The organism is Streptomyces sp. NBC_01176, assembly GCF_045039825.1.
Lineage (GTDB): Bacteria > Actinomycetota > Actinomycetes > Streptomycetales > Streptomycetaceae > Streptomyces.
In genome coordinates this window covers 1,639,823-1,665,295 of record NZ_CP108600.1, presented here as the reverse complement: position 1 = coordinate 1,665,295, position 25,473 = coordinate 1,639,823, and the positions used below count along the sequence as shown (strand labels likewise).

18 protein-coding genes are annotated in these 25,473 nt (G+C 72.4%); 8 read left to right on the top strand and 10 right to left on the bottom strand.

The window, feature by feature from the left end; genetic code table 11:
- The first annotated feature begins 190 nt into the window (after nucleotides 1-190).
- Nucleotides 191-1,381 carry an MFS transporter gene (locus tag OG199_RS06980; protein ID WP_405828605.1) on the top strand — a complete coding sequence of 397 codons (1,191 nt, stop codon included), beginning with the start codon at nucleotides 191-193 and terminating at the stop codon, nucleotides 1,379-1,381.
- Nucleotides 1,382-1,563: 182 nt separating this feature from the next.
- Here OG199_RS06980 and OG199_RS06975 read toward each other — a convergent pair whose 3' ends face one another.
- The 5 genes from OG199_RS06975 to OG199_RS06955 form a co-directional block, all read right to left on the bottom strand.
- Nucleotides 1,564-2,238: a response regulator gene (locus tag OG199_RS06975; RefSeq protein WP_401807955.1), complete on the bottom strand. Its 675-nt coding sequence runs from the start codon at nucleotides 2,236-2,238 to the stop codon at nucleotides 1,564-1,566.
- The gene (locus OG199_RS06970) at nucleotides 2,235-3,527 is read right to left on the bottom strand and encodes a sensor histidine kinase (RefSeq protein ID WP_405828604.1); all 1,293 of its coding nucleotides are present in this window, start codon (nucleotides 3,525-3,527) and stop codon (nucleotides 2,235-2,237) included. Before OG199_RS06970 ends, OG199_RS06975 begins: the two co-directional genes overlap by 4 nt.
- 90 nt (nucleotides 3,528-3,617) lie before the next feature.
- Entirely contained in the window at nucleotides 3,618-4,466 is an 849-nt protein-coding gene (locus OG199_RS06965; RefSeq protein ID WP_405828602.1) for an ABC transporter permease, read from the bottom strand.
- The gene (locus tag OG199_RS06960; protein ID WP_401807948.1) at nucleotides 4,463-5,413 is read right to left on the bottom strand and encodes an ATP-binding cassette domain-containing protein; all 951 of its coding nucleotides are present in this window, start codon (nucleotides 5,411-5,413) and stop codon (nucleotides 4,463-4,465) included. Before OG199_RS06960 ends, OG199_RS06965 begins: the two co-directional genes overlap by 4 nt.
- A 285-nt stretch (nucleotides 5,414-5,698) precedes the next feature.
- The gene (locus tag OG199_RS06955; RefSeq protein ID WP_356802379.1) at nucleotides 5,699-6,178 is read right to left on the bottom strand and encodes a carboxymuconolactone decarboxylase family protein; all 480 of its coding nucleotides are present in this window, start codon (nucleotides 6,176-6,178) and stop codon (nucleotides 5,699-5,701) included.
- 342 nt (nucleotides 6,179-6,520) lie between these two features.
- Here OG199_RS06955 and OG199_RS06950 point away from each other — a divergent pair, with 342 nt between their 5' ends.
- From OG199_RS06950 to OG199_RS06940, 3 genes are all read left to right on the top strand, one after another.
- Entirely contained in the window at nucleotides 6,521-7,246 is a 726-nt protein-coding gene (locus OG199_RS06950) for a hypothetical protein (protein WP_405828600.1), read from the top strand.
- Nucleotides 7,247-7,282: 36 nt separating this feature from the next.
- Complete coding sequence (locus OG199_RS06945) at nucleotides 7,283-7,708, top strand: hypothetical protein (RefSeq protein ID WP_405828598.1); 426 nt, start codon at nucleotides 7,283-7,285, stop codon at nucleotides 7,706-7,708.
- 203 nt (nucleotides 7,709-7,911) lie between these two features.
- Complete coding sequence (locus tag OG199_RS06940) at nucleotides 7,912-9,132, top strand: carbohydrate-binding protein (protein WP_356802373.1); 1,221 nt, start codon at nucleotides 7,912-7,914, stop codon at nucleotides 9,130-9,132.
- 174 nt (nucleotides 9,133-9,306) lie between these two features.
- Here the strand turns inward: OG199_RS06940 and OG199_RS06935 are convergent, their stop codons facing one another.
- Entirely contained in the window at nucleotides 9,307-10,521 is a 1,215-nt protein-coding gene (locus OG199_RS06935; protein ID WP_405828596.1) for a dipeptidyl aminopeptidase, read from the bottom strand.
- 287 nt (nucleotides 10,522-10,808) lie between these two features.
- On the opposite strand from OG199_RS06935, the gene OG199_RS06930 reads away from it, so the two are divergent.
- Nucleotides 10,809-12,902, top strand: coding sequence for an FUSC family protein (locus OG199_RS06930; RefSeq protein WP_356802370.1), 2,094 nt, complete (start codon nucleotides 10,809-10,811; stop codon nucleotides 12,900-12,902).
- A 93-nt stretch (nucleotides 12,903-12,995) separates the two neighbouring features.
- On the opposite strand, the gene OG199_RS06925 is transcribed toward OG199_RS06930, so the two are convergent.
- Together OG199_RS06925 and OG199_RS06920 are read right to left on the bottom strand one after the other, a co-directional pair.
- A complete protein-coding gene (locus OG199_RS06925; RefSeq protein ID WP_405828594.1) occupies nucleotides 12,996-14,927 on the bottom strand; it encodes an N-acetylmuramoyl-L-alanine amidase in 1,932 nt (643 codons plus the stop codon).
- Nucleotides 14,928-15,367: 440 nt separating this feature from the next.
- Nucleotides 15,368-16,882 carry a M1 family metallopeptidase gene (locus OG199_RS06920; RefSeq protein ID WP_405828592.1) on the bottom strand — a complete coding sequence of 505 codons (1,515 nt, stop codon included), beginning with the start codon at nucleotides 16,880-16,882 and terminating at the stop codon, nucleotides 15,368-15,370.
- Nucleotides 16,883-17,008: 126 nt separating this feature from the next.
- Here OG199_RS06920 and OG199_RS06915 point away from each other — a divergent pair, with 126 nt between their 5' ends.
- Together OG199_RS06915 and OG199_RS06910 are read left to right on the top strand one after the other, a co-directional pair.
- On the top strand, nucleotides 17,009-17,182 hold the full coding sequence (locus OG199_RS06915) for a hypothetical protein (RefSeq protein WP_356802364.1): 174 nt from the start codon (nucleotides 17,009-17,011) through the stop codon (nucleotides 17,180-17,182).
- Nucleotides 17,183-17,605: 423 nt separating this feature from the next.
- The gene (locus OG199_RS06910) at nucleotides 17,606-20,329 is read left to right on the top strand and encodes a SpoIIE family protein phosphatase (protein ID WP_405828590.1); all 2,724 of its coding nucleotides are present in this window, start codon (nucleotides 17,606-17,608) and stop codon (nucleotides 20,327-20,329) included.
- Nucleotides 20,330-20,450: 121 nt separating this feature from the next.
- On the opposite strand, the gene OG199_RS06905 is transcribed toward OG199_RS06910, so the two are convergent.
- Nucleotides 20,451-21,614 carry a PP2C family protein-serine/threonine phosphatase gene (locus OG199_RS06905; protein WP_405828588.1) on the bottom strand — a complete coding sequence of 388 codons (1,164 nt, stop codon included), beginning with the start codon at nucleotides 21,612-21,614 and terminating at the stop codon, nucleotides 20,451-20,453.
- 623 nt (nucleotides 21,615-22,237) lie between these two features.
- Here OG199_RS06905 and OG199_RS06900 point away from each other — a divergent pair.
- Nucleotides 22,238-24,703, top strand: coding sequence for a SpoIIE family protein phosphatase (locus tag OG199_RS06900; protein WP_405828586.1), 2,466 nt, complete (start codon nucleotides 22,238-22,240; stop codon nucleotides 24,701-24,703).
- A gap of 33 nt (nucleotides 24,704-24,736) precedes the next feature.
- On the opposite strand, the gene OG199_RS06895 is transcribed toward OG199_RS06900, so the two are convergent.
- Nucleotides 24,737-25,471, bottom strand: coding sequence for a hypothetical protein (locus OG199_RS06895; protein WP_356802359.1), 735 nt, complete (start codon nucleotides 25,469-25,471; stop codon nucleotides 24,737-24,739).
- Nucleotides 25,472-25,473: the final 2 nt, after the last annotated feature.

The following is a 25,473-nucleotide window of genomic DNA, read 5'->3' as shown; positions in this document are numbered from 1 at the left end:
TGCCTGCCCCATGGGTGATCCCCCCGTCGTCGCCACACGAGCACTGCGGCCGAGTACGGCGGTCGGCGAATCAGGAGCCACTGCTCGACCGGCCCGCGACTCCCCTCCTGCGCGCGGCCCCCGGGACACGTCCGGCACGCCGGGCAAGCCGCACCCGTCCGGGGCGGATCGCGGGGTTACTGTCGGCGGCATGGACGGTGTTCGCCGAGGGTGGAGCCAGTGTCTTCTCGGCGGGGCGGTGTTCGCGGTGTGCATGGCCGGCACCACGCTGCCGACCCCCCTCTACAACCTCTACCAGCAGAAGTTCGACTTCTCCGAGCTGATGGTCACGGTCGTGTACGCCGTGTACGCCTTCGGAGTCATCGGCATGCTGCTGCTGGCGGGCAACGCCTCGGACGCCGTGGGCAGGCGACCGGTACTGCTGTGCGGCCTGGGCTTCGCGGCGGTCAGCGCCGTCCTCTTCCTGTGCGCCACCGGGCTGGGCTGGCTCTACGCGGGACGGCTGCTGTCCGGACTGTCCGCCGGCCTGTTCACCGGCGCCGCCACGGCCTACGTGATCGATCTGGCACCGCACGGCAGCGGCTCCCGGGCCACGCTCGTGGCGACGGCCGCCAACATGGGCGGGCTGGGCTGCGGTCCGCTGCTCGCCGGGCTGCTGGCGCAGTACGCGCCCTGGCCGCTGTATCTGCCCTTCGCCGTACATCTCGTCCTGGTGGCCTGTTCGGCCGCCGTTCTGCTCCGGCTGCCGGAGACCGTGGGGGAGCGGCGGTCGTTGCGCACGGTACGGCCGCAACGGCCCGGCCTGCCCGCGCAGGTGCGGCCGGTCTTCGGGCCGGCCGCGATCGCCGCGTTCGTCGGGTTCGCGCTGTTCGGTGTGTTCACGGCCGTCAGCCCCGCGTTCCTCGAACACTCCCTGGACGTGCACAGCCGCGCCCTGAGCGGGCTGGTCGTCGCACTGGCCTTCTTCGCCTCGACCGCGGGACAGCTGGCCGTCGGTGCCATCGGGCTGGGACGCTCACTGACGGTGGGCTGCGCCGCACTCCTCGGCGGACTGGCACTGCTCGCCGGTGCGCTGCGGTGGGACCTGCTGGTGCTGGTGGTGCTGAGCGCGATCGTCGGCGGGGCCGGGCAGGGGATCTCGTTTCGCGGGGCGCTGTCCGCGGTGACCCGGGCGTCTCCCGACCACCAGCGCGCGGCGGTCATCTCCATGCTGTTCGTGGTGGCGTACGTGGGCATCTCGGTACCGGTGATCGGCACGGGGGTACTGGCGGACCGGATCGGCCTGGAGGGCGCCGGGCTGGTGTTCATCGCGTGCATGGCCGTCCTGGTCCTCGGCGCGGTCCTCTACCTGCTCCGGCGGCCGGCACCGGCCAGGACGTAGGCACGCGGGAACACGGCGACGTCCTTGCGTGTCCCGGGATGCCGTGCGGGTGGCCCGGACTCCGGCCCGTCACGATGCGCGGGCGCACCGGGCGCACCGGACGCACCGGGCGGCCCGGCGTGGTGAAGGCCCCGCGTGCACCACGGCCCGCGCTCGGAAGGCGGCCCCGCCGGCCGGCCCGGTCAGGCGGTGCTGTTGGGGCGGGCGAGGCCCAGGTCGTAGGCGAAGATGACCGCTTGGACCCGGTCGCGCGCGCCGATCTTCGCGAGGACCCGGCCGACATGGGTCTTGACGGTGGACTCCGACAGGACGAGACGCGCGGCGATCTCCCCGTTGCTCCAGCCCCTGCCGATGGCCACCAGGATCTCCCGCTCGCGGTCGGTGAGGGAGCTCAGCCTCGGGTCGGCGTCCGCGTCCGGTGCGCCCTGACGCGGCAGGTGCTGGGCGTACGCGTCGAGGAGACGCCGGGTCAGGGCGGGGGCGATGACAGCGTCCCCCGCGGCGACGGCGCGGATGCCCGCCAGGAGCTCCTCCGGACGGGCGTCCTTGAGGAGGAAGCCGCTCGCCCCGGCCCGCAGGGCGGCGTGGGCGTACTCGTCCAGGTCGAAGGTCGTCAGGACGAGGACCCTGGAGCGGCCGCCCGTGGCGATGATCCGGCGGGTGGCCTCGATGCCGTCCATGCCCGGCATCCGGACGTCCATGAGGACCACGTCGGGCCGCAGTTCCGCCGCCTGGCGCACGGCCTCGGCACCGTGCGCGGCCTCGCCCGCGACCTCGGTGTCGGGGACCGACTCCAGCAGCATGCGGAAGCCGAAGCGCTGCAGGGGCTGGTCGTCCACGATGAGCACGGTGGTCAAGGGGTACCGCCTTCGGAGCCGGGGAGCGGGGTGAGGTCGAGGGTGGCCTGTACGGTCCATCCGCGGCCGGGGCGGGGCACCGGCCCCGCGTCGACCGTGCCGCCGTACAGGGCCGCCCGTTCGCGCATGCCGACCAGCCCGTGCCCTTCCTCGTTCGGGGGACCGGCCGGCCGCGCACCGCCCGGCGGCCCGGTGTCCTGGACGCGGACGCGCACCCGCGCGCCCTCCACACCGATCGCGAGGTGGACCTGCGTGTCGGCTCCGGCGTGCTTGAGGCTGTTGGTCAGCGCTTCCTGGACGATCCGGTAGACCGTCAGCTGCACGCCGCCGTTCAGTGCGTCCGTGTCACCGGTCGTCCGGTAGGAGATCAGGGGGCCGGCGGAGCGGATGCGCGCGCAGAGCGCGTCGATGTCGGCGATGCCCGGCTGAGGACTGAGCGCGGGAGCCTCGGCCTCCTCGCGCAGCACGCCGAGCATACGGCGCAGCTCGCCCAGGGCCTGGCGGCCGGTGTCGCCGATGAGCCGCAGCGCCTGCTTGCCCCGTTCGGGGGCGACGTCGGAGGCGTACACACCGGCGTCGGCGAGGGTGATCATGACAGCGAGGTTGTGGCCGACGATGTCGTGCATCTCGCGGGCCACCCGGGTGCGTTCGGTGGCCGCCGCCAGCCTGCTGCGCTGGTCGCGCTCGATCTCCAGCCGGGCCGCGCGCTCCCGCAGTCCGGCGAGCTGGGCCCGTCGGATACGCACCGCCATTCCCACGGCGACGGCCGCGATCGCGGCACTGAACAGGAAGAACAGCGCGTCCCAGACGGACACCACGACGGAGGCGCGCACGGCGACCAGGATCAGGCCGACGGCCGTGACGGCGCAGGCCCACGCCAGATGCCGCGGCGTTCCGTGCAGCGTCAGGCTGTACAGGGCGATGAGCAGGGCGACGTCGGCACGCAGCACCACACCGAGCGACCACTGCAGGAGAAAGACGCCCGTGATGACGGCGAAGGCCGCGGACGGATTCCTGCGCCGCCACAGCAGCGGCAGCACCAGTCCCGCCTGGAGTGCCAGCATCCCGGCGAGCGGCGGCCGGGTGAACCTGGCGGCGAGCTCGCGCCGGCCGTCGTGTCCGTGCACCAGGTCCGGCACACAGAACATCAGGAAGACCAGGACGACCACGGCCGTGTCCAGCACCCACGGACGCGCTCGGTCCGCCTGCCGCAGCCACTGTCCGCCGCGGGTCAGCCGGGCGAACAGGGGGCTCATACCGGCGGTGTCGTCGGCGGTCACGGGTGTCACCTGTCCATCGTGGGCGAGGCACGTGGGCGCGGCACCCGGATGAGCCGGGCACCGCACCGACAGCGGACGATACGCGTGGTGTGCGGGCCGTCAGGCGTCGCTGCGCACCAGCCGGCAGGCGGCCCCCGCCAGTGACAGCACGGTCCAGCCGAGGAAGACGACGAGCCCGGCGGTGGGCGACAGGGTGGTGCTGTCGTGGGTGAGGGCGAACATCGACTCGCCCGCGTTGCTGGGCAGATACGGGCTGATGTCGTCCTGCCAGGAACTCGGCAGGAGCGAGATCAGGCCGGGGACCAGCATCAGAGCGCCGACCAGCACCGAGATACCACCCGCGACCGAGCGCAGCAGCGCGCCGAGGGCGGCGCCGATCACACCGACCAGACCGAGGTAGAGGCCCGCGCCCAGCAGACTGCGCACCACGCCCGGGTGCGAGAACGTCATGGCCGCGTTCGTACCCGACACGATGCCGCTGGCGAACAGGAAGGCGACGAACGCGCCGACCGTGCCCACGGCGAGGGAGACCAGGCCGAACACGGCCGACTTGGACCAGAGCACCGGCAGTCGGCGCGGGACCGCGGCCAGTGTGGAGCGGATCATGCCGGTGGAGTACTCGCCCGCCGTGACGAGCACGCCGAGGACACCCAGTGCCAGCTGCGCGAAGTTCGTACCGAACAGCGACAGGCTGACGGCGGTGGAGCGGGCGAAGTCCGGGTCCATGTGGTGGCCGGAGTCGATTCTCGACTTGTACTGGGCCGCGGCGATCAGACCGAAGGCCACCAGGAAGACCAGGCCGAGGCCGAGCGTGATCCAGGTCGAGCGCAGGGACCACAGTTTGGCCCACTCCGAGCGCAGCACCCGGCGTCCGGTCACCCGGTAGTCGGGGCGCTCAGCGGGCGCGGGGAGCGGAGCGGAGGTCTCGGTCGCGGTGATGGTGGTCATGCGGCCCTCCCGGGGGTCTCGACGCCGGCGCCGGTCGCGGTGGTGGAGCCGTGGTACTCGACGGCGTCCCTGGTCAGGTCCATGAACGCCTCCTCCAGTGACACGGACTTCGCGCTCAGTTCGAAGAGCGCGATGCCGTGCTCGGCCGCCTTCAGTCCGATCTGGCGTGCCGTCACACCCGTGACGTGCAGTTCCTCGGAGCCCGCGCTGCCGGTGATGTCGACGCCGGGGCCGGCCAGCACCTCCCGCAGCCGGGCCGGATCGGCGGTGGCCACCTTCACGGTGTCGCCGCCCACCTCGCGGATCAGGTCGTGCACGGTGGTGTCGGCCAGCAGCCGGCCCCGTCCCACGATGATCAGGTGGTCCGCCACCAGCGCGACCTCGGTCATGAGGTGCGAGGACACGAAGACGGTGCGGCCCTCGGCGGCGAGCTCGGTCAGGAGGTTGCGGATCCAGAGCACGCCCTCGGGGTCGAGCCCGTTGACCGGCTCGTCCAGCATGACCGTCTGCGGGTCACCCAGCAGCGCCGCCGCGATGCCGAGGCGCTGTCCCATGCCGAGCGAGAACGCGCCCGCCCGCTTCCTGGCCACGCTGCCGAGCCCGGCCAGTTCGATGACCTCGTCGACGCGTCGGCGCGGGATGCCGTGGGTGAGCGCGAGCGCGTGGAGGTGGTTGTACGCCGATCGTCCGGGGTGGATCGACCTGGCCTCCAGGAGCGCGCCGACCTCCTGCAAGGGGGCGGCGTGCTGGGCGTAGCGGCGGCCACCGACCCGTACGGAGCCCGCGCTCGGGGCGTCCAGTCCGACGATCAGGCGCATGGTCGTCGACTTTCCGGCGCCGTTCGGTCCCAGGAAGCCGGTGACGGTGCCGGGCCGGACGACGAAGTCGAGATGGTCGACCGCCGTCTTCTCCCCGTACCGCTTGGTCAGCTGCTGTGCCTCGATCATCGCTCGTCCCTCGCGTCCGGGCGCCACACCGGTTCTGGAGCGCCTCACCTGCGACGTTAATCTCCAGAGACCTCACGAGCCGTGGTACCGGGGGGTGAACTACGGCCATCGGGTGGTACCGCGGTACCACCCGGTGCGCTGCGACCGTGATCGGAGGCGGTGGGCCGGCGTCGGCCGTGGCCGGCCGGCGCCGGTGGACGGGGTCGGCGGAGGGGGGCCGACGGATTCGGCCGGTGGCGCCGGCCCGGCGCCCCGGGGCACTGACGCGGGGTCAGTGCGTCGCGGTCAGCCGAACTGGCCGGGCTGGTAGTCGCCCGCGGGCTGCCGGACGATGACGTTCATACGGTTGTACGCGTTGATCAGCGCGATGAGCGACACCAGCGCGGCGAGCTGCTCCTCGTCGAAGTGCTTGGCGGCGTTCGCCCAGACCTCGTCGGACACACCCCCGGCGGCGTCGGCGACGCGGGTGCCCTCCTCGGTCAGCTCCAGGGCGGCACGCTCGGCGTCGGTGAAGACCGTGGCCTCCCGCCAGACCGCGACCAGGTTGAGACGGAGGGTGGACTCACCGGCGTGCGCCGCGTCCTTGGTGTGCATGTCCGTGCAGAAGCCGCAGCCGTTGATCTGGCTGGCACGGAGCTTGACCAGTTCCTGTGTCGGGTGGGGCAGCGTCGACTCCGAGACGACCTTGCCCGCCGAGTTGATGTGTCGCGCGAACTTGGCCGTGAGGGCGTTGCTGTAGAAGTTCAGACGGGGTTCGGCGTTCATCGTGGTCTCCTTGTTGCGTCGGTGGATACACCCCCATGACGGACCGGCCCGGCGGGATGTGACACCGAGGCGGGGCGGGTGGGTGTGACCCGCGTCTCCCCGGTCGGACGGGCGCAGCGGATGCGGGGGGAGCGGGGCGGTCGCAGCATGAGAGGCAGAGGTCTCGCCTCAGCGCCGAGCCGGGGGACACCTCGTGCCCTCGGCCCGATACGGCGGCTCAGGCCGCGGAGGTGTCCGATGGCTCCACCCGATGCGACGCACGGCCCCGGAGGGACGGGGACCGGCAGGACTCCGCCGCCCGGTGGCGCGGGGGCCGGTTCGCGGCCGAGGTCCGTGCCGCCCATGACGGACGGGGAACGGACGCCGGCCGGGCCCGTGCCCGGCCCCGGACCCGTGCCCGTGTCGCTCGCGCGGGCCGACGCCTCCGGCCGCGAACCCCCGCACACCCGCGGCGTCTTCCTAGGGTTCGCCCCCTGGATCGTCTTCGACGTCGTGGCGAGTCCCAGTACGTGGAAGTACGCCGCCCTGGCCGCGCTCGTCACGGCGCTGGTGCTCAACGTTCCCGAACTGCGGCGCGGGAGCCTCAAGGTGCTGGAAGCGGCGGGTGTGGTGTTCTTCGCCGTCCTGTGCGTGCTGGGGCTCGCGCTGAACCGTCAGGAACTGATCTGGCTGGAGACCTACGCGCAGACGTTGTCCAACGGGGTGATCGCCGCCGTGGCACTCGGGTCCCTCGCCTTCACCCCGTTCACCGAGCAGTACGCCCGCGAGTCGGTGCCCCCCGAGTACTGGCACTCGCCGGTGTTCCGGCGCACCAACCGTGTCCTGACGGCGATGTGGGGCGGGGTGTTCCTGGTCACGGCTCTGCTGGGGCTGCTCGCCCTGCGGGTGAGGTCGGGGGCGGACTGGCTCAACTGGGTCGTCCCGATCGCCCTGCTGGTCGCGGCGGTCCGCTTCACGAAGTGGTACCCGGAACACGTCCGGGCACGGGCGCGGGCCCAGGCGCAGGGGCCTCCCCGGGGCCAAGGGGACGACCGCGTTCCGGGGGAGGGGCCTCGCACGCTAGGGTGAGCGGCCATTCGTGCAGGTGAGGGGCAGGGGAGTCGGATGCTGGATCACTCGGAGGACAGGCTTCTGGAGGAGGCCCTCGGCGCGATCGCCGGACAGGGGCGCCTCGGCGCGAAGTTCGCGGCCAGGTTCCTCAAGCACGACGTCCACGAGATCGAGTTGCGGCTGCCGCTGAGCTTCGACCTCGCCCTCGAACGCGTCCGTGGGAGCCTGGTCGAGTCGACGGACGGTACGGATCCGTCGCTGCTGCAGTCCGGGGCGGACCGGGTGGCGCTGCGCGTGATGTCGGGGGCGGGTTTCGCGGCGATGAACCCGGTCGTGGTCACGGTCACCGTGACCCGCGTGGAGGAGGACAGCACCGGGATACGGGTGCGGGCGGTGGCCAAGGAGGGCCTGATCAAGCAGCACGCGGGTGAGAAGACCGCGCAGCGTGTGGCGTCGGCGCTGGAGGGCCCACGCGGGTGACTCCGGCCGGGCCCCGCCACGGGCGCCCGCGTCCACGCCCACGTCCGCGCGCGGGCCGTCGCCCACGGCGTCGAGCGCCGGGGGAGAGGTAAAGAATTCGTCTGGTCTAGTCCAAAGGGAAATCTGGTCTAGGCCAATCCATTGACATGGCCGCAACAGCATCAGGAAGCTGGGGCGAACCCCCTCTCCCCTGGAGGCACGCAGTGAGACGTCTTCGCGCATGTCTGGGCGCAGTCGCCGCCGTCGGACTCGCCGCGGCGGGTACGACCGCACTGGTCGCGGGCAGCGCTTCCGGCGCGACCTCCGCACTCGCCAACCGCTGGTACGCCGCGGCTCCTTACCTGATGCCGCTCGACAACGACCCGCCGGACCCGGGCGCCATCATGGACGCCACCGGCCTGAAGGCGTTCCAGCTCGCCTTCGTCCTCGCCCCCAACGGCGGTGGTTGCAGCCCCACTTGGGGCGGCACGGCCGCGGTCTCCTCGGACACCGCCGTCCAGTCCGTCGTCAACACCATCCGTGCCAGGGGCGGCGACGTCTCCGTCTCCATCGGCGGGTACGGCGGTACGAAGCTCGGCCAGGCGTGCTCGGACGCGGCCGCCACGGCTGCGGCGTACCAGCAGGTCATCACCAAGTACGGACTGCACGCCATCGACTTCGACCTCGAGGAGCCGGAGTACGAGAACACCGCGGCCATCAAGAACGAGATCGGTGCCGCCAAGATCCTCCAGCAGAACAACCCCGGCCTGTACGTCTCCGTCACCACCGCGGGCACGGCGGACGGCACCGGCTGGTTCGGCAAGCAGATGCTGCTGGAGGCCAAGTCGCAGGGGTTCACCCCGAACAACTTCTCCATCATGCCGTTCGACGGCGGCTTCAACGGCGCGGCCTCGCAGACCAGCGCGCTCACCAACTTCAACCAGATCCTGCAGTCCACCTTCGGCTGGGACCAGGCGACTGCCTACGCCCACGAGGGCTTCTCCGGGATGAACGGACGCAGCGACACCGGCGAGTACTTCACGCAGGCCGACTTCCAGACCGTGCTGGACTACGTCACCGGCCACAACATGGACCGCTTCACGTTCTGGTCCCTCAACCGCGACCGCCAGTGCACCCCGGCCGACAACGGCGGCCGCACATCGGGGACTTGCTCCAGCGTCGCGCAGAACTCCTGGGACTTCGCGAAGTATTCGGTGAAGTTCGCGGGCGTCACACCGCCCACCTCGACCCCCACGCCGACGCCGACGCCGACGCCCACGCCTCCCGGCACGGGCTGCAAGACGGCCTGGAGCTCGACCGCCGTCTACACCGCCGGCAACGAGGTGTCGTACAACAAGCACAACTGGAAGGCCAAGTGGTGGACCCAGAACGAGACTCCGGTCGCCTCCGACTGGGGCGTCTGGCAGGACGAGGGTGCCTGCTGAGGTCCTGACGGGAACGGTGGGGCGGGGTTCCCGGGGAGAGGTCTCGGGAACCCCGCCCCACCGCGTGCCGGCCCACGGCCGGTCTCCGCGCCCGTCGGGACAGCAGTGCACGGGCGGTGTCCGCGCCCGTCGGGACAGCAGTGCACGGCCGGTCTCCCCGCCCGTCGGGACGGATCAGTCCGGTGGCCCGGCTGCCAGGCGCGCGTCCAGCCAGTCGAAGACGCGCTGTTCGAACAACGCGCGGCCCATCGGCTCGCAGTGCAGATGGGCGCCCTCGGCCTCGGTGAAGCAGACCAGCGCCTTCGGACCGGGCAGCGCGTCGTAGAGCCGCCGCGACGCGCCGGGCCAGAAGTTCTCCCCCTCCGGCTCGGTGATCAGCAGCGGGGTGGTGATCCGCCCGGCCACCGCGGTCACGTCGTACCGGGCGACCTCGGCCAGCAGGTCGTACGGCGAGTCGACCCCGTACGGCCGGGCACGCCTGCGCCACATCGCGGCGAGCGCCGGATCCGCCTCCAGAGCCTCGCGGACGACCTGGTCGAACGTGTCGCGGTCACCTGAGTCCCACAGGCCGCGCAGCTCCGGGCCGAGGTGGCGCCACCAGCTCTCCGCGACGTCGACGACACCCGGATCGGCGACCGCCGCGGCGATCCGGTGCTCGAACGCGAGCGCGCGCGGAACCCAGTACCCCGCCTGGCTGATGCCCGCGAGCGCGATGCGCCCGGCGTCGACGTCGGACCGCGCGGACAGGAAGTCCACGACCGGCGTGACGACCTTCTCCCAGTCCGGACGGAACGTCACCCCGTTCTCGAACAGCATGGACTGCTGACCGGGCCCGTCGAACAACAGCGCACGGTGGCCCCTCGCCACGGCGGGCGCGCCGAGAAGCGTCCAGGCGGAGCTGACCGTGCCGTCGCTGCCGTTGTTGACGATCACCGTCGACAGCGGTCCCGGACGACCGGGCGGGCTCATCAGATAGCCCGGCAGCGTCCCGCCCCCGTACGGGATCGCGACCCGCTCGGCGGGTGGGTCCCATGCCCGCGCGAACCGGTCGAAGCAGTCGCGGTGTTCGCCGAACACCTCGCACAGCCGCGTCCGCGGGTCCTCGCACGACTCGACGCCCACGAGGGCCAGGCCGAAGTATCCGGCGGCCCGCAGGAAGGCGTCCCGGGCCGTGGCCGACCGGCCGCGGGCCGCGCTCTTCTCGCCCTGCTCCCGGACACGGCGGCCGAGCGCGGCCCAGGTCCAGAACCACGTCTCCCCACCGGCGTCCGACACGGCGGCCGAAGTCGCCAGCACCTCGCCCACGTCCGCGCCGTGCCGCCAGACGGAGCCCAGAGCGATCAGGATCTCGTGGTCGAACTGGTCGTTCTCGTTGAACCGGTACGCCATGGCGACTCCCGTGGCCCGCGCCGTCGGACGCCCCCGCGCCCGCGAGCGCACCGTTTCAGGCTACGAGTCCCCCCGTCCCCCCGCACCCGGCGGCGACCGCCACCACGTGCGCGGGTCCTCCACCGGGTCGAAAATGAGCAGAGGCCCGGTCGCCGAGCACCCGTGGCGCCTGCCGAGAGGAACATCCGCATGTGCCCCATGAGCCGCAGGACCGCGACGCCGCGACCCCCGTCACGGACCGGCCGTGCCGGGCGTGCCGGGCGTGCCGGCGTGGGTGGCGAGCGGGCATGAGGCCCGGGCCCGCCGGTTCCGCGGTCGTGCGGCGGTCCGTACAGGTCACCTGCTCGGCGAGCGTCGGCTTCTACGTGTTCCTCTACGGTCTCCACCAGCCCGTGGCGGCGCTGTACGCGCTGTTCACCCCCATCGCGTTCGGCCTGCTGTCCGTCATTCCCGGGACCGGCCGGCGGCAGGCGTGGATCACTCTGCGGACCCTGCCGTTCGGGCTGGCTCTCGTCGCTCTGGGCACGGCACTGGCGCGGTCCACGGCGGCCGCCGTCGCGGGCATGCTGGTCGTCGGGTTCCTGCTGACCTTCAGCGTGGTGGCCGGGCCCCGCGCGGCGGGACCCGCGCCCGGTCTGCAACTCCTCTACATCCTGGCCTGTTTCCCGCCCTACGCCCCCCAGACGCTGGGCGACCGGCTGACAGGCGTGGCCGTGGGCGTCGTCCTCCTCGCGCTGTGCCACGCGTACCTTCTGCGCGGACCGCCCGCCGTGGGCTTCCGCGACCTGCTGGCCGACGCGCTGGAGACGGGCGCGGTCGCGGCGGCCGACTCGGACCGCGTCCCCGTCGCGAGGCTGCGTGAACTCAGTGAGGGAATGCGGCTGTCGCGGGTCGCGCCCGGTGAGCGCCCCACCGGCCCCGGCCGCGGGGACCGGGCGCTGGGCCAGGCGGGCGCCGCGGCCCGCCGGATCCTGGACCAACTGGCCTCGCAGTTCGAGCTGTCCGCGTTCGAGGGCGTACCGCTGGGCACGGACCGGACGTCCGCGGCGCTGCGCGCCCGGGTCGCCGCCATGTGCGCGGACACGGCCGCGGCCCTGCGCACCGGTCGGCCACCGCCGTCGGCCGACCTGCTGCGACAGGAGATCCAGCGCTTCCAGGCGGACCGGATCCGTCGCGCGGCCGATCCCGGGGAACAGGGCGTGGACAGCCGTGTGCTGCGACGGCAGGCCGCGGTCCTGACGCTGGCGGAGTCGGCGTGGATCGCGGTGACCGCCGTAGGGGTCGCCGCCGCGCGGCGCCGCGGCGCACCGCTCTCACCCCGTGAACTCTTCTGGTACGTGGACCTGTCCACCGCGCAGCTGTGGGCGCGCCGGATCGCGGGGAACGCGACGCATCGCTCGGTGTGGTTCCAGAACGCGGTACGGGTCGCGTGCGGGCTCGCCGTCGCCCGGCTCGTCGCGGGCACCCTCGACCTCACGCACGGATTCTGGGTCCTGCTGACGGTCCTCACCCTCGCCCGCACCACGGTCGGCGCCACCTGGCGCGCGGTGCGCGAGGCGGTGACCGGCAATCTGGTGGGAGCCGTCGTGGCCGGTGCCCTGCTCATCGCCCTCGGCCGGCACCTGGACGCCTACGCCGCCCTCCTCGTTCCGGGCATGCTCATCGCCTTCGCCCTGGGCCCGCGGCTCGGAGTCGCCTGGGCACAGGGGTTGTTCACCCTCGTGGTCGCCCTCGCCTTCGCGCAGATCACCCCGACCGGCTGGCGGCTGTCGGAGGCACGCCTCGTCGATGTCGTCACCGGCAGCGTCATCGGCCTGTTGTGCGGGCTGCTGGCCTGGCCGGCGGGGGCCCGGAAGGAGGTCCGCCGGACCATGGCGAGCCTGCTGCGTTCCTGTGGGGCGCTGGTACCCGCCACGGTCGAGGCGCTGCTGGACGCGCCGGGGGCCGACCCCTGCGCGCCCCCGACCCGGCCCACCCTGCGTCACCTGCGGCTGGCGGAGGCCGCCTACGCGCAGTTCCGCAGTGAGCCGCCCGCTGCCTGGGAGGCGGTCCAGGTCGACTGGCACGGGGTGCTCGTGGTGGCGTACCACACCGTGCTGGGGGCCCAGCGGCTTCCCTGCTTCGAGGTACCGCTGGCCGATGTGCCGCCGGACGCGTGCGCCTGGGCGCGCCGGACCGCCGCCGAGCTGACGACGGACGTGGACCGCATCGCCCTGCACTTCACCACGGAGAAGCGCCCCGCGCCCTGTCGGCGTCCGTGCGCTCCGCCGCTGCCGCGGCACCATCCGGGGCTGCCCACCCTCGTCGACCTCGAAGTGTGGCTGACGGCCATGGACCATCAGCTCCGCCGCATCGAGGCTTCCGTCGCCGTGAAGTCGTGAAGTAGTGCAGCCGCGAAACCGCGAAGCCCACCGGCGTTCCGTTCCGGGACTCCGACCGGGACCCGGAACGGAACCCGGGTCCGGCCGTTCCGGTCACCGCTCGTGTGGGGGCGCCGCGTTGCCCGCCGTGGAACCGGACCCCTGCGACTCGACCACGTCCACGTCGCTCGCCCGGACGAAGGCGATCCGCTGGCCGAGCTGGATCTCGTACCACTCCTCACGGCCCGTCACGACCGGGCTCGGCGTGTCACGGAACTGCGACCTGTCGATGTGGGATCCGACGAGGCGGGCCTCGGTCGCGTACCGCTGCCCCGCGAGGAAGTGGTAGGGCAGCGGCGACTCGGGCTGCGCCGGGACCCCGTCCGGGTAGGAGTCCTTCTCCGGGAGGGCGCGTCCGTAGACCGGGACCTCGGTCAGGCCCGCCTTCGGAGTCACCATCCGGCCGCTCGCCCCGACGGCGGTCGGGTGGTTCTTCGAGTTCTCGAACCACGCCCGCTGTCCCTGGTACCAGATCGCCGTCCAGTCGCCCTCGTACCCGGCCACGGCGAAGGTCTGGCCCGCGGAGACCCGCGACCCCAGATCGTCGACGTCCACCGTGGAGGCCTCGCCCCCCGGGCGCCGGCCCGGGTCCTGGATCAGCGGAGCGCTCTCGTCCGGCGCGGTGTGGAGGCGGACCGCGCTGGAGCCGTGCGGCGCGCAGGGCGCGCCGGCCTCGGTGCAGCCCGTGAATTCCGGTCTGTGGGTGGCGTAGTCCGGCAGCACGGTCACCATGTCGCTGTCGGCCCCGGCGGTGGCGCGCAGGGGTACGCCGAGCAGGTCGAAGTAGTGCCGCCAGTCCCAGAAGGGTCCCGGGTCGTCGTGCATGCCGGGAACGGACGAGGCGGTCGGACCCGGTACGTTGTCATGGCCGAGGATGTGCTGCCGGTCGAGCGGGATGTCGTACTTCTTCGCCAGGTAGCGCACCAGACGGGCCGAGGCCCGGTACATCTGTTCGGTGTACCAGCTGCCGGGCTGTTTGAGGAATCCCTCATGCTCAATGCCGATCGAACGGGCGTTCACCATCTGGTTGCCTGAGTGCCAGGCCATGTCCTTGGTCCTGATGTGCTGGGTCACCTGGCCGTCGCTGGAACGGATCGAGTAGTGCCACGACGGCTCCTTCGGATTCTGCACGGTCTGCAGCATCGACCGCAGGGTCGCCTCGGTGTCGTGGAGGACGATGTAGTCGATCCTCTGGTCGCGGGGCCGGTCGGCCACGTCGTGGTTGCCGTAGCTGCCGTCGTCCGTCCGTACGTACGGGGCGCTGAGCCAGTCGCAGTCCAGCTCCGGCGGGCACTCGACCTCCTTCGGCCGGTGCGCCTTCCGCTCGTCGGCGGCGCGGGGGCGCACGCGTGGGCTGGCGGGCAGGGTGATCTGCTCGCCCGCGTCGGTGGTGCGGTGCGCGCCCCGGCGGATCAGCGAGAAGACGTCGTTCGCGTAGGCCGCGGCCGACACGGTGTCATCCGTGCCGGAGAAGCGCGCCACCGCGTCCCACCAGTCCGTCGGGTCGGCGCTGAGCGGTTTGCCGAGCTGTCGCTGGGTCGCGGCCAGCAGCGCCGCGCCGCCGCGGACGTTGGCGGCGGTGTCCGTCCGCAGCCGTCCCGCCGGGGCCCCGATCAGCAGGGCGGCGCGGCGCAGGTCCGCCGGCTGCTCGGCGGGGCTGCCCGAGGAGCCCTTCGGGGGAGCGGCCGACGGCCCCGCCGCGATCGCGGGCGAATCGGCCCGTCCGCTCGGTGGGGTCGCCGGGGCCTTGGCCTGACGGGTGTCCACCAGGTGCATCGGACCGTAGCCGCCGGCGACACTCGGGGTGCCCGGCCGGGAGTCCCACCGCGACTGCAGGTACGAGACGCCCATGAGCACGCTCCGCGGCACGTGGTACTCGTCCGCCGCGTCCGTGAAGACGTTCTGCAGCTTCGGGCCGGGAGCCGGGCCGCCGCAGGCCGGGGTGCCGGTCAGCAGCGGTATCAGCAGCGCGGCGGACGCGGTCATGCGGACGGTCCGGCGGCGCCCTCGTCCAGCAGCGGGGCTTCGGCGGGCGGCACGTGTCTTCATCCCGGAGATCTCCAACCATGCTCGTCGCGGCCAGGGCAAGGAGTTGCCCTTTGCACCACCCCTTGTACGTTTCCGTGCCCGACACGCGACGGCGCGTCGAGCGTCACCGGTGTGGACCAGCGGCCCGGCAGAGGCCACCCGGTCGGCGGCAGAAGCGCGGAATCTGACAGGTGGTCAGCAAGAATCCCCGTTCCGCGCAAAAGGGAGGGGAACGGGGGTGCGACGGCGAGGTGGGTCGGATGGCATGACGGACCGTTATGACGGCCTGGCGGGTACTCGAACTGACGGCCGGTCGGACTGACGGGTGGTCGGGCCGAAGGCCGGACCGACGAGCGGGTGACCTGACGGGCTGACGGTCTGACGGACGGCGCGACGCCTCAGCCCTGGACCGGGTCCGGGTGCCAGTCGGGGTGCCCCGGCATGGGCGGGGTGTGAGCCCCGTACAGCCACGGGGTCAGAAAGGAGCTCAGGTCCTGGCCGGCGACTCCGGACGCGAGCGCGACGAAGTCGTGGGTGCCGGCCACCCGGCCCTGATACGTCGTCACCCAGGACCGCTCGATCCTGTCGAAGGCCTCCTCGCCCACCTTCTCCCGAAGGGCGTAGAGCACCAGCGCCGAACCGTCGTACCGCATCTGCTTGAACAGGTGCGCGTCACCGTCGGGTTCGGCGGGCGCCCCGTCGTCATGACGCCACTGGTCGTGCCGTTCGTACGCGCTCCGCATCGCGTTCTCGAAGCTGTCGCCGCCGTGTGCGCCGGAGTACAGACGTTCGTAGAAGCGGGCGTGGCCCTCGCTCAGCCACAGGTCGGACCACCGTCGGATGGCGACGCTGTCGCCGGTCCACTGATGGGCCAGCTCGTGGACGAGGTTGCGCTCGGCGTCGACCCGGTCGCCCAGCAGGTCGGCCCTCGGCACCACGGACAGGGACTGCGTCTCCAGCGCCACCGGCAGGTCGGTGTCCCCGACCAGGACGCCGTAGCGGCGGAAGGGGTACCGGCCGAGCCGCCGTTCCAGCCAGGTCAGGTGCTCGGAGGTGAGTGAGCGGTACGCCTTGGTGCCGGCGACCAGGCCGTCCGGGACCACGTCCCGAACGGGCAGTCCGTGCGGGCCGGTGCTCTCGACGAACGTGAACTTCCCGATCGCCACCTGGACCAGCTGGGCCGCGACCGGGTGCTCGGAGTCGTACGTCCAGCGGATCCGTCCGTCGGGCCGCCGGACGCGCTCGACGAGCCTGCCGTTGGCCACCGCGCCGAGATCCGGTGGGGTGGTGATGTGGAAGGTGACCGGCGCCCGCAGGCTCGGATGGTCGTCCACCGGGAAGATCATCTTGGCGCCGTCGGGCTGCGGGTAGAGCACGATGCCGTCGGGTGTCGGCACCCAGCCGTAGTCCGCGATGGCGTCGCTCCGGTGCCGTTGCCGTGTCGGATCGGCGGTGTAGTCGACCCGCACGGTGAAGGCGCCGCCCTGGGCGATGGGCCGCACGGGTGTGATGACGAGCTCGTCGCCGTCGCGCACGGCGCGCGCCGGCGTGCCGTCGACGGTGACCCGGCGCAGGGTGTTGCCCGCGAAGTCGAGGTCGAAGCGGGAGAGGGCCTGCGTGGCGGTGGCCTCGACGGTGGTGCTCGCGCCGAACGGTGTTCTGGGGGCCGCCCAGTCGAAGTCCAGGGTGTAGCGCCGGACCGTGTAGCCGCCGTTGCCGTCGAGCGGCAGGAGCGGGTCGCCGATGCCCGGCGCGCCGGGGGAGGGGGCGGTCAAGGGCGAGGCGGGGGGTGCGGGGGAGGGGCCGGGGGCTTGGGTGCCGGGGCGGACGGAGGCGCGGTGCTCCCCGGAGGGGAGGGCGCCGGCGAGGGCGACCGCGCCGGCGATGCCGACGGCACCGGTGAGGGTGAGCACGACGACCGTACGGCGGGAGCGGAGACCCCCGCGGGGGCGTCCCCGCGGGTCGGCTTCTGGCGGGGGTGGCGTGAGCGGCGCGTTCACCGGAGGAACCGGCGGACGTCACCGCACGCGAGGACCGGCGTGCACGCGGAGGTGTGCGGGAGGCCGTACGCGCGGGTGTGCGAGCATGCGGCCGTTGTGTACGAGGGTGCGGCCGTCGTGTACGAGGGTGCGGCCGTCGTGTACGAGCACGCGGCCGTCATGTACGAGGGTGCGGGCGTGCGCGGGCGAGCGGGCGTGGTCGTGCAGGGGTGAGCGCCAGTGATCGTAGGCCGGCGGACCTGAGTGGGCCTCGGTCGGCGGACCGTCGCGGTCGTCGTTCGGTGGACGCGGCCGCCGGTCCACGGACGCGTGCGGCTCGCGGTCCTGTGGGGGACCTGGCCGACGGCGGTCGCGATCTTCATGGCCGCACTATGACAGCAAGAGGTGCCAACGGCGGCTTACCTCCTCATACCGTCCGCCCGCATGGACTATCCGGGCGTGAGGAGCGGTCCCCTATGTTGCCACCGCCCGCCCCGGAGCCCGCGGCCGTGGAGCGGGTGGCGCCCCACCGTCATCGCCGGCCGGCGGCGGCCGGCCGGTCAGGAGGTGAGCCGGAGGGGTGAAGTGCCGGGACGGGCGGGTCCACCCCGCGGGTGGCCCATGGCCGCCCGGGATCACCAGTGCTAGAAAGGTCACATGGCGAATCGTTTCGCCGGATTTGGACGGTTTTCACTCAGGCCACTGGTCAGCAAGAGCCCGCGTAGCGTAGCCGGGCAGGTGTTGGTTCTCCAGGTGGCACTGGTCGTGCTGCTCGTCGCCTTCGGTGTGCTCGGGCTCGCCCTGCAGTCGAAGCGCGACACCGACGCCGAGGCCAAACGCCGTTCCCTCGCGGTCGCGGAGACCTTCGCGCACTCCCCCGGCATCGTGGCGGCGCTGGAGAGCCCCGAGCCGAGCAAGATCCTCCAGCCGCTCACCGAAGCCGGTCGCAAGGCCGCCGGTGTCGACTTCATCGTCGTCCTGAACACCAAAGGGATCCGCTACACCCACCCCCTGCCGGGCCTGATCGGGAAGCGGTTCGTGGGCAACATCGCGCCCTCCCTGGCGGGGAAGATCTACACGGAGAGCGTCAACGGCCCGCTCGGCCGCGAGGTGCAGGCCACCGTCCCGGTCAAGAACGACGCGAACAAGGTGGTGGGCCTCGTCTCCGCCGGGATGAAGGTCAAGAACGTGACCAACCAGGTGGCCAGGCAACTGCCGATCATCCTGGGCGCCGGGGCAGGGGCGCTGGTGGTGGCCACCGGGGGCACGGCGCTGGTGGCCAAGCGGCTGCGGCGGCAGACCCACAGCCTGGCCCCGGCGGAGATGACCCGCATGTACGACCACCACGACACGGTGCTGCACTCCGTGCGTGAAGGGGTGCTCATCATCGGCGGCGACGGACGGCTGCTGCTGGCGAACGACGAGGCCAGACGGCTGCTGGCGTTGCCCGCGGATGCCGAGGGAAAGTTCGTGTCGGAGCTGTCGAGCCTCGACGAGGAGACGGTGGCACTGCTCGCCTCCGGACGCGAGGCCACCGACGAGGTGCACTTCGCGGGGGAGCGGCTGCTGGCGGTCAACCAACGGCCCACGGACCGCGGCGGAGGTCCGAAGGGCACCGTGGTCACACTGCGCGACTCGACCGAGCTGCAGGCGGTGACCGGCAGGGCGGAGACCGCACGCGAGCGGCTGAAGCTGCTGTACGACGCCGGAGTCCGCATCGGCACCACCCTGGACGTGCTGCGCACGGCCGACGAGCTGGCGAGGGTCGCGGTGCCCCGCTTCGCCGATTTCGTCACCGTGGACCTGGCCGACGCGGTGCTGCGCGGCGAGGAGCCCGCCCTCACGGCCACCGGCATGCGGCGCACTGCCGTGTGGGGGATCAGGAAGGACCACCCGCTCTACGAGAAGGGCCGGCTGATCGACTTCGTGCCCTCCACGCCCCAGGCGCGCGGCTACGGGACCGGCCACTCCGAGCTGGTGACCGATCTGTCCACCGCCAAGGGCTGGCACGCGCAGGACCCGGCGCGCACCAGGCGGATCATGGACTACGGCATCCACTCCCTCATCGCCGCCCCGATCCAGGCCCGCGGCGTCGTACTGGGCATGGCCAACTTCTGGCGGTGCGAGCAGCACGAGCCCTTCGACGAGGAGGAGCTGTCGCTCGCCGAGGAGCTGGTGGCCAGGGCCGCCGTCAGTATCGACAACGCGCGCCGCTACACCCGCGAACACGCGCTGGCGGTCACCCTCCAGCGCAGCCTGCTGCCGCGGGCCCTGCCCGAACTGAGCGCACTGGAGGTCGGCTACCGCTATCTCCCCGCCCAGTCGGGTGTCAGCGGGGACTGGTTCGACGTGATTCCGCTGCCGGGGAGCCGGGTGGCGCTGGCCGTCGGCGACGTCGTCGGTCACGGCCTGCACGCGGCCGCCACGATGGGCCGGCTGCGGACCGCGGTGCACAACTTCTCCACCCTCGATCTGCCGCCCGACGAGCTGCTGAGTCATGTGGACGATCTGGTGGGCCTCATCGACCAGGACGAGGCGGGCACGGACAGCGCCGTGGGCGTCGTGGGCGCCACCTGCCTCTACGCGATCTACGACCCGGTGACGCGTCGCTGTGTCATGGCGAGCGCGGGGCACCTGGCACCCGCGCTCGTCCACCCCGACGGGACCGTCACCTTCCCGAACCTGCCGGCCGGTCCCCCTCTCGGCCTCGGCGGCATGCCGTTCCTGACCACCGAGCTGGAGCTCGCGGAGGGAACGCAGCTCGTCCTGTACACCGACGGTCTCATCGAGGACCGCCGGCGCGATCTGGACGTCGGGATGGATCTGCTCGCCGCGGCCCTCGCGGGTCATCCCGACCGGACACCCGAGGAGAGCTGCGGGGCCGTGCTGGAGGAGCTGCTGCCCGGGCGACCCAAGGACGACGTGGCCCTGCTCATCGCCCGCACCCGGGGTCTGCCGCGCGACCGGATCGCCGACTGGGACGTGCCGCTCGACCCGGCCGCCGTCGCGGGGATGCGCGACGCCCTGTCGCAGAAGCTCGCCGAGTGGGGCCTGTCCGAGCTCGGCTTCGGCATGGAGCTGGTCCTGAGCGAGCTCATCACCAACGCCATCCGTTACGGCTCCGAGCCGATCCACGTCCGGCTGATCCGCGACCGTACGCTGATCTGCGAGGTGGCCGACGGGAGCAGCACCTCGCCGCACCTGCGGTATGCGGCGACGATGGACGAGGGCGGCCGCGGTCTGTTCCTGGTGTCGCAGGTGACCGAGCGCTGGGGCACCCGGTACACCCCCCAGGGGAAGGTGATCTGGGCCGAACAGGCGCTGCCGGCGAGTGTCGGGGAGCCCGGCCAGGAGCCCTTGGAGCAAGAGGACCCGGTCTAGGACTTCTGCCCGGGGCACTTCGCTTCTCCCCTCTCCGGTTCCCGGGAGGTTGCCCTTGTTGCCCTCCCGGACACCTCGGTCGCGGCCCGCCCGATCCGGGGTGGACCGGTCCGGGGCGGGGTCAGGGCCGACCGGTCCTGGTCGGGTCGGATCCGGGTTCCTCGGTCCGACACGTGGTGTCGGCCCGGTCGCGGCTCCCACCGTCCCGCTCCGGGGACTCGTCCGGGATGCGGTACGCGGCCAGGGCGGCGGTGTCGTCGTCGAGGTTCCCGCCGCTGTGCGCCAGCAGGTCCTGGTGGAGGCTGTCGAGCAGTTCGCGGGGCGGCAGGCGGCACCAGGCCCGGACGCGTTCGGCGAGCGGGTAGAAGTCCCCGGCGCGGTTCCGTGCCTCGGTGACACCGTCCGTGTACAGCAGCAACTGGTTGCCGGGGTGGAAGGGCACCACGTCCGCGTGGTAATCGTCCCCGGCCAGAACACCGAGGTTGAGGGGGAGCGAGGGGTCGGCCGAGTCCAGCTCGGTGACGCTGTCACGGTCGATGAGCAGCGGTGGCGGATGGCCGCAGTTCACGATGCGGACGACGGGTTCGTCGTCGGGAATCTCGGCGAACACGGCGGTGACGAAGCGTTCCGCGCCTTCGCTGCCCGGCAGCTGCACGGCTCTGCGGTTCATGCTCTTCTCGACCCGGCGCGCCACCCCGGCCAGATCGGGTTCGTCGTGGGCGGCCTCGCGGAAGGCGCCGAGCATCGTCGCCGCCGTCTCCACCGCCATCAGGCCCTTGCCGCGGACGTCGCCGATCAGCAGGCGGACCCCGTACGCGGTGGGCACCGCCTCGTACAGATCGCCCCCGATGCGTGCCTCCGCGGCGGCGGACAGGTAGAGGGTCTCCACACAGATCTGGCCGAGGCGGCGGGGCACCGGGCGCAGCAGCACGCGCTGCGCGGTCTCGGCCACGGAGCGCACGGTGGCGAGGGTCCGTTCCCGGCGGATGCGGTGGGCGGCCAGGATCGTGCCGAGGACACCGACCAGGGCGGTGGAGATGTACGAGGCCACGTAGTGGCGCTCCCACAGGTAGCCCACCGAGCGGCCGGCGCAGCACGGGGTTCCGGCCAGGACACCTTCGAAGACCACGGCGAACACGGTGACGGCGGCGACGACGGCGGGGCCGTGGGCGTAGGCGGCGACCAGGGGGAGGGCGATGAGCAGGAAGCTGACCGGCCACTGCACCGGGGTGACGGGTTCGAGCACCAGGAGGAAGGCGACATAGAGGGCCGGCAGCCAGCGCATCCACAGGGGGGTCTCCGGACCCTGCAGACCGGTGGCACTCGACCGCTCGGCACGGCGTCGTTCGGCTCCGCGACTCCCCGGCCACCTCACTGCCCGCTCCGGCGAGGGCTCGGCGCCGGCTGGAGCGGGCAGTGAGGTGGCCGGGGAGAACCGGCCGGGCGCACGGAGGGGGAGTCCGGGCCCGGACGGAGGTCCTGGCGGATCCACTCAAGCGGCCTGTGCACGAGAACTCCTGGCGGGCTTGGTCAAGACAACCGCCCTGATGCGGCTCAACAGCTCGACCCGGTCATGGCTCCGGCAAGGGCATGTCAGGATCTTTGGGGCAATCCTACGACGTGGAGATCCTCGCGAGGGGGCTGAACCGCATCAGACGGGAGGAATCGCCCGCGACCGCGGCACCGCCGGCGCACCGGAAGCGGCTCCTTCCCTCCCGGGTCGGGCCTCTCGACGCACTGGAGGCGCCGTTGGGGGCGCCGAATCCGGACCGACCGCTGCCGCGGGAACCGGACCGCTGCCGACCGCCCGCCCGGGACCCGTGTCGCTCCCTGCGGACCGTGCCTGTCGGGCGGCCGGGCAGGAACACCGGCCAGGCAGGAACATGTGGAGGTAACGAGGAGGGAGCCATGGCTTCTGGTCGGAACGATTCGGACGCGCCTCCGTCCGTGGGACCACGCGATGCCCTCGACGCGTCCAACGACGCGGTGGCGGTGGTCTCCGGCGCGGGCGTCGTGGTCGGCTGGACCCGCGGCGCGGAGGCGCTTCTCGGCTACGCCGGTCCAGAGGTCGTCGGCCGCTCCGCCGCCCCGCTGCTGGCGATGCCCGAGGACCCGGCCCGCGTGGCCGGTGTCGCGGAACGCTGCCGGGCGGGCGTGGGCTGGAACGGGCTGATCCCCCTGCGGCACCGCGACGGCGCCCGCGTCGAAGTCGACCTGCGGGTGTCCGCGTCCTTTCCGGTCGGCGCGGACGAGTGCTTCCTGATCTCGGCAAGGGAACAGCGGCCGCCGCAATGGACGGTGGGCCAGTCCGTCCTCGACGGGCTCCTGACCCGCTCGCCGGTCGGCATGGCCGTGATGGATCTGGAACTGCGCTACATCTGGCTGAACGACACGCTGGAGAGCCTTGGCGGCGTCCCCCGGGACCAGCGGCTGGGCCGTCGTCTGAGCGAGGTGCTGCCGGGAATGCAGGCGGACACCATCGAGGCACTGATGCGCAAGGTGCTGGCGACCGGGGCCCCGATCACCGACCACGAGTACGCGGGATGGAGTTGGTCCGACCCCCATCGCCAACACGCCTACTCCGCCTCCTTCTTCCCCCTGGTGGACGCGGGCGACTCCGTCACCGGCGTCTGCTACATGGTCCTGGACGTCACCGAGCGCTGGAACGCCCGCCGGCTGCTGTCGCTGATCAACGAGGCCGGGGCCAGCATCGGCAGGACCCTGGACGTGATACGGACGGCCCAGGAGCTCGCCGACTTCGCCGTTCCCCGTTTCGCGGACTTCGTGGTCGTCGATCTCCTGGAGCCCGTGCTCAGCGCTGAGGGGCAGGGGACCTGGCTGTCCGACGCCGGACCCGCCCCCGCCAGGCCGGTGATGCGCCGGGCCGGTATGAGCTCGGCCCGCGAGGGCTGCCCGGAGGCCGTCGCCCGGATCGGGGACAGAGTGGAGTTCGTCCCCCCGCCGCACAGCCTGAGCCTGCTCGTCAGCGGCGAACCGGTCTTCGTCCCGGTCCTGGACCCGGACGGTCACCTGTGGGGAGGCGAACAGCCCGCCAGGGCCGCCCGCCTGCGCGAGTTCGGCATGCACTCCCTCATCTCCGTGCCGATGCGGGCGCGGAACACCACCCTGGGCCTCACCACGTTCGTACGGTCGGTGAACCCCGTCTCGTTCCATCAGGACGACCTGCTGCTCGCCCGGGAGTTGGTGGCGCGGGCGGCGCTGTGCGTGGACAACGCGCGCCGCTACACCCGCGAACACACGGCGGCGCTCACCTTGCAGCGCAGTCTGCTGCCGCACGCCCTGACGGGTGGGACAGCGCTGGAGGTGGCCTCGTACTATCTGCCGGCCGACGCGACCGGCGGGGTCGGCGGTGACTGGTTCGACGTGATCCCGCTGTCCGGCGCGCGGGTGGGCCTGGTCGTCGGCGACGTGGTCGGCCACGGCATCTCCGCGGCCGCGACCATGGGGCGCCTGCGCACCGCGGTCCAGACCCTCGCCGACATGGAGATGCCGCCCGACGAACTGCTGGCCCACCTCGACGACCTCGTACTCCGGTTGAGCGCGGAGGAGACGGGCGAGGGGACGGAGGACCGGACCGTCACGACCTTTCTCGGCGCCACCTGCCTGTACGCCGTCTACGATCCGGTGACGAGGCGGTGCACCATGGCACGGGCCGGCCACCCGCCGCCGATCGTCGTCTCCCCCGACGGTCACGTCCGCTTCCCGGAGCTTCCCGCCGGTCCTCCGCTGGGGCTCGGCGGGATGGCCTTCGAGGCCACGGAGATCGAGATCGCCGAGAACAGCCTGCTGGGTCTCTTCACGGACGGCCTCATCGAGGGAGCCGACCGGGACATCGACCAGGGCATGGCCCGTCTCGGACAGGTGCTGTCCCGCTCCGGCTCCGACCTCGGGACGCTCTGCGAGACCGCGGTGCGACAACTGGTCCCGGTGCCCCAGCCCGACGACATCGCCCTGCTCCTCGTCCGCACCCACACCCTGGACCCCGACCACGTCGTCTCGTGGGAGGTGCCGTTGGACCCGGCCGCCGTCGGCGAACTCCGCGGCCTGGCGACCCGTCAGGTGACGGCCTGGGGCCTTGCCGACCTGGCCATGACGACCGAACTCATCGTCAGCGAGCTGGTCACCAACGCGATCCGCTACGCCACCCCGCCCATCCGGCTGCGGCTGCTCCGCGACGCCCGCCTGACCTGTGAGGTCGCCGACACCAGCAGCACCGCCCCGCGGCTGCGGCACGCCCGCAGCACCGACGAAGGCGGCCGCGGCCTCTTCCTCGTGGCCCAGCTCGCCCACCGCTGGGGCGCCCGGTACACGCCCGAAGGGAAGATCATCTGGGCCGAACAGGAGATCCGGTGAGGGGTGTGCCGGAGCGGGTATGCAACTCCCTTGTCATCGAAGGATGTTGACCGCCCGGGCCACCACCAGGACCACGGTCACCAAGGAGATGGAGGACTGCAGCATCATCAGCATCTTGGCCCAGCGCGAGAGCGGCATCACGTCGGTCGGGCTGAAGGCAGTGGAGTTGGTGAACGACAGGTACAGGTAGTCCAGGAACGCCGGTTCCCAGTCGGGCGGCGCGGTCTCCGGGCTCTGCATCTGCACGAAGAGGAAGTCGGCGAACTGGTGATGGCCGCGGGCCCGCAGCATCGGTCCACCGCGGTCCCACTCCCAGTACCACAGGGCGAACACGATGACGTTCGTGAGCCAGATGCCACCCCCGGTCAGCAGCAGCGGCCCGGCATCCTCGCCCTCGGTGCCGTTCACCAGTCCCGCCACCAGTCTCACCGCCGCCCAGCCGTTGGCCAGACTGATCACGGAGATCAGGGCCAGGCCCAGCCACCGCAGCCACCGGTTCCGGGGCTCCACCCGCCGGGGGTTCGCCATGATCAGACCCGCCAGCAGCACCAGCTCCAGGGCGGGCAGCACCCAGTAGGGCTGGAGGGCGAGCTCGTGCGGCACCATCCACTGAAGGGCGACCGCCACCAGGATCACGGCGGTCACCGCCCAGCGCGGCTCGCCCCGTGTCGCCCGGCGCCAGGCCGGTGCCACCTCGCGCTCCCGGCTCTCCAGGAGCCGCTCGATCCTGGCCAGGCGGCTCTCGGCGTCGTTCATCCCGTCGGTCATGG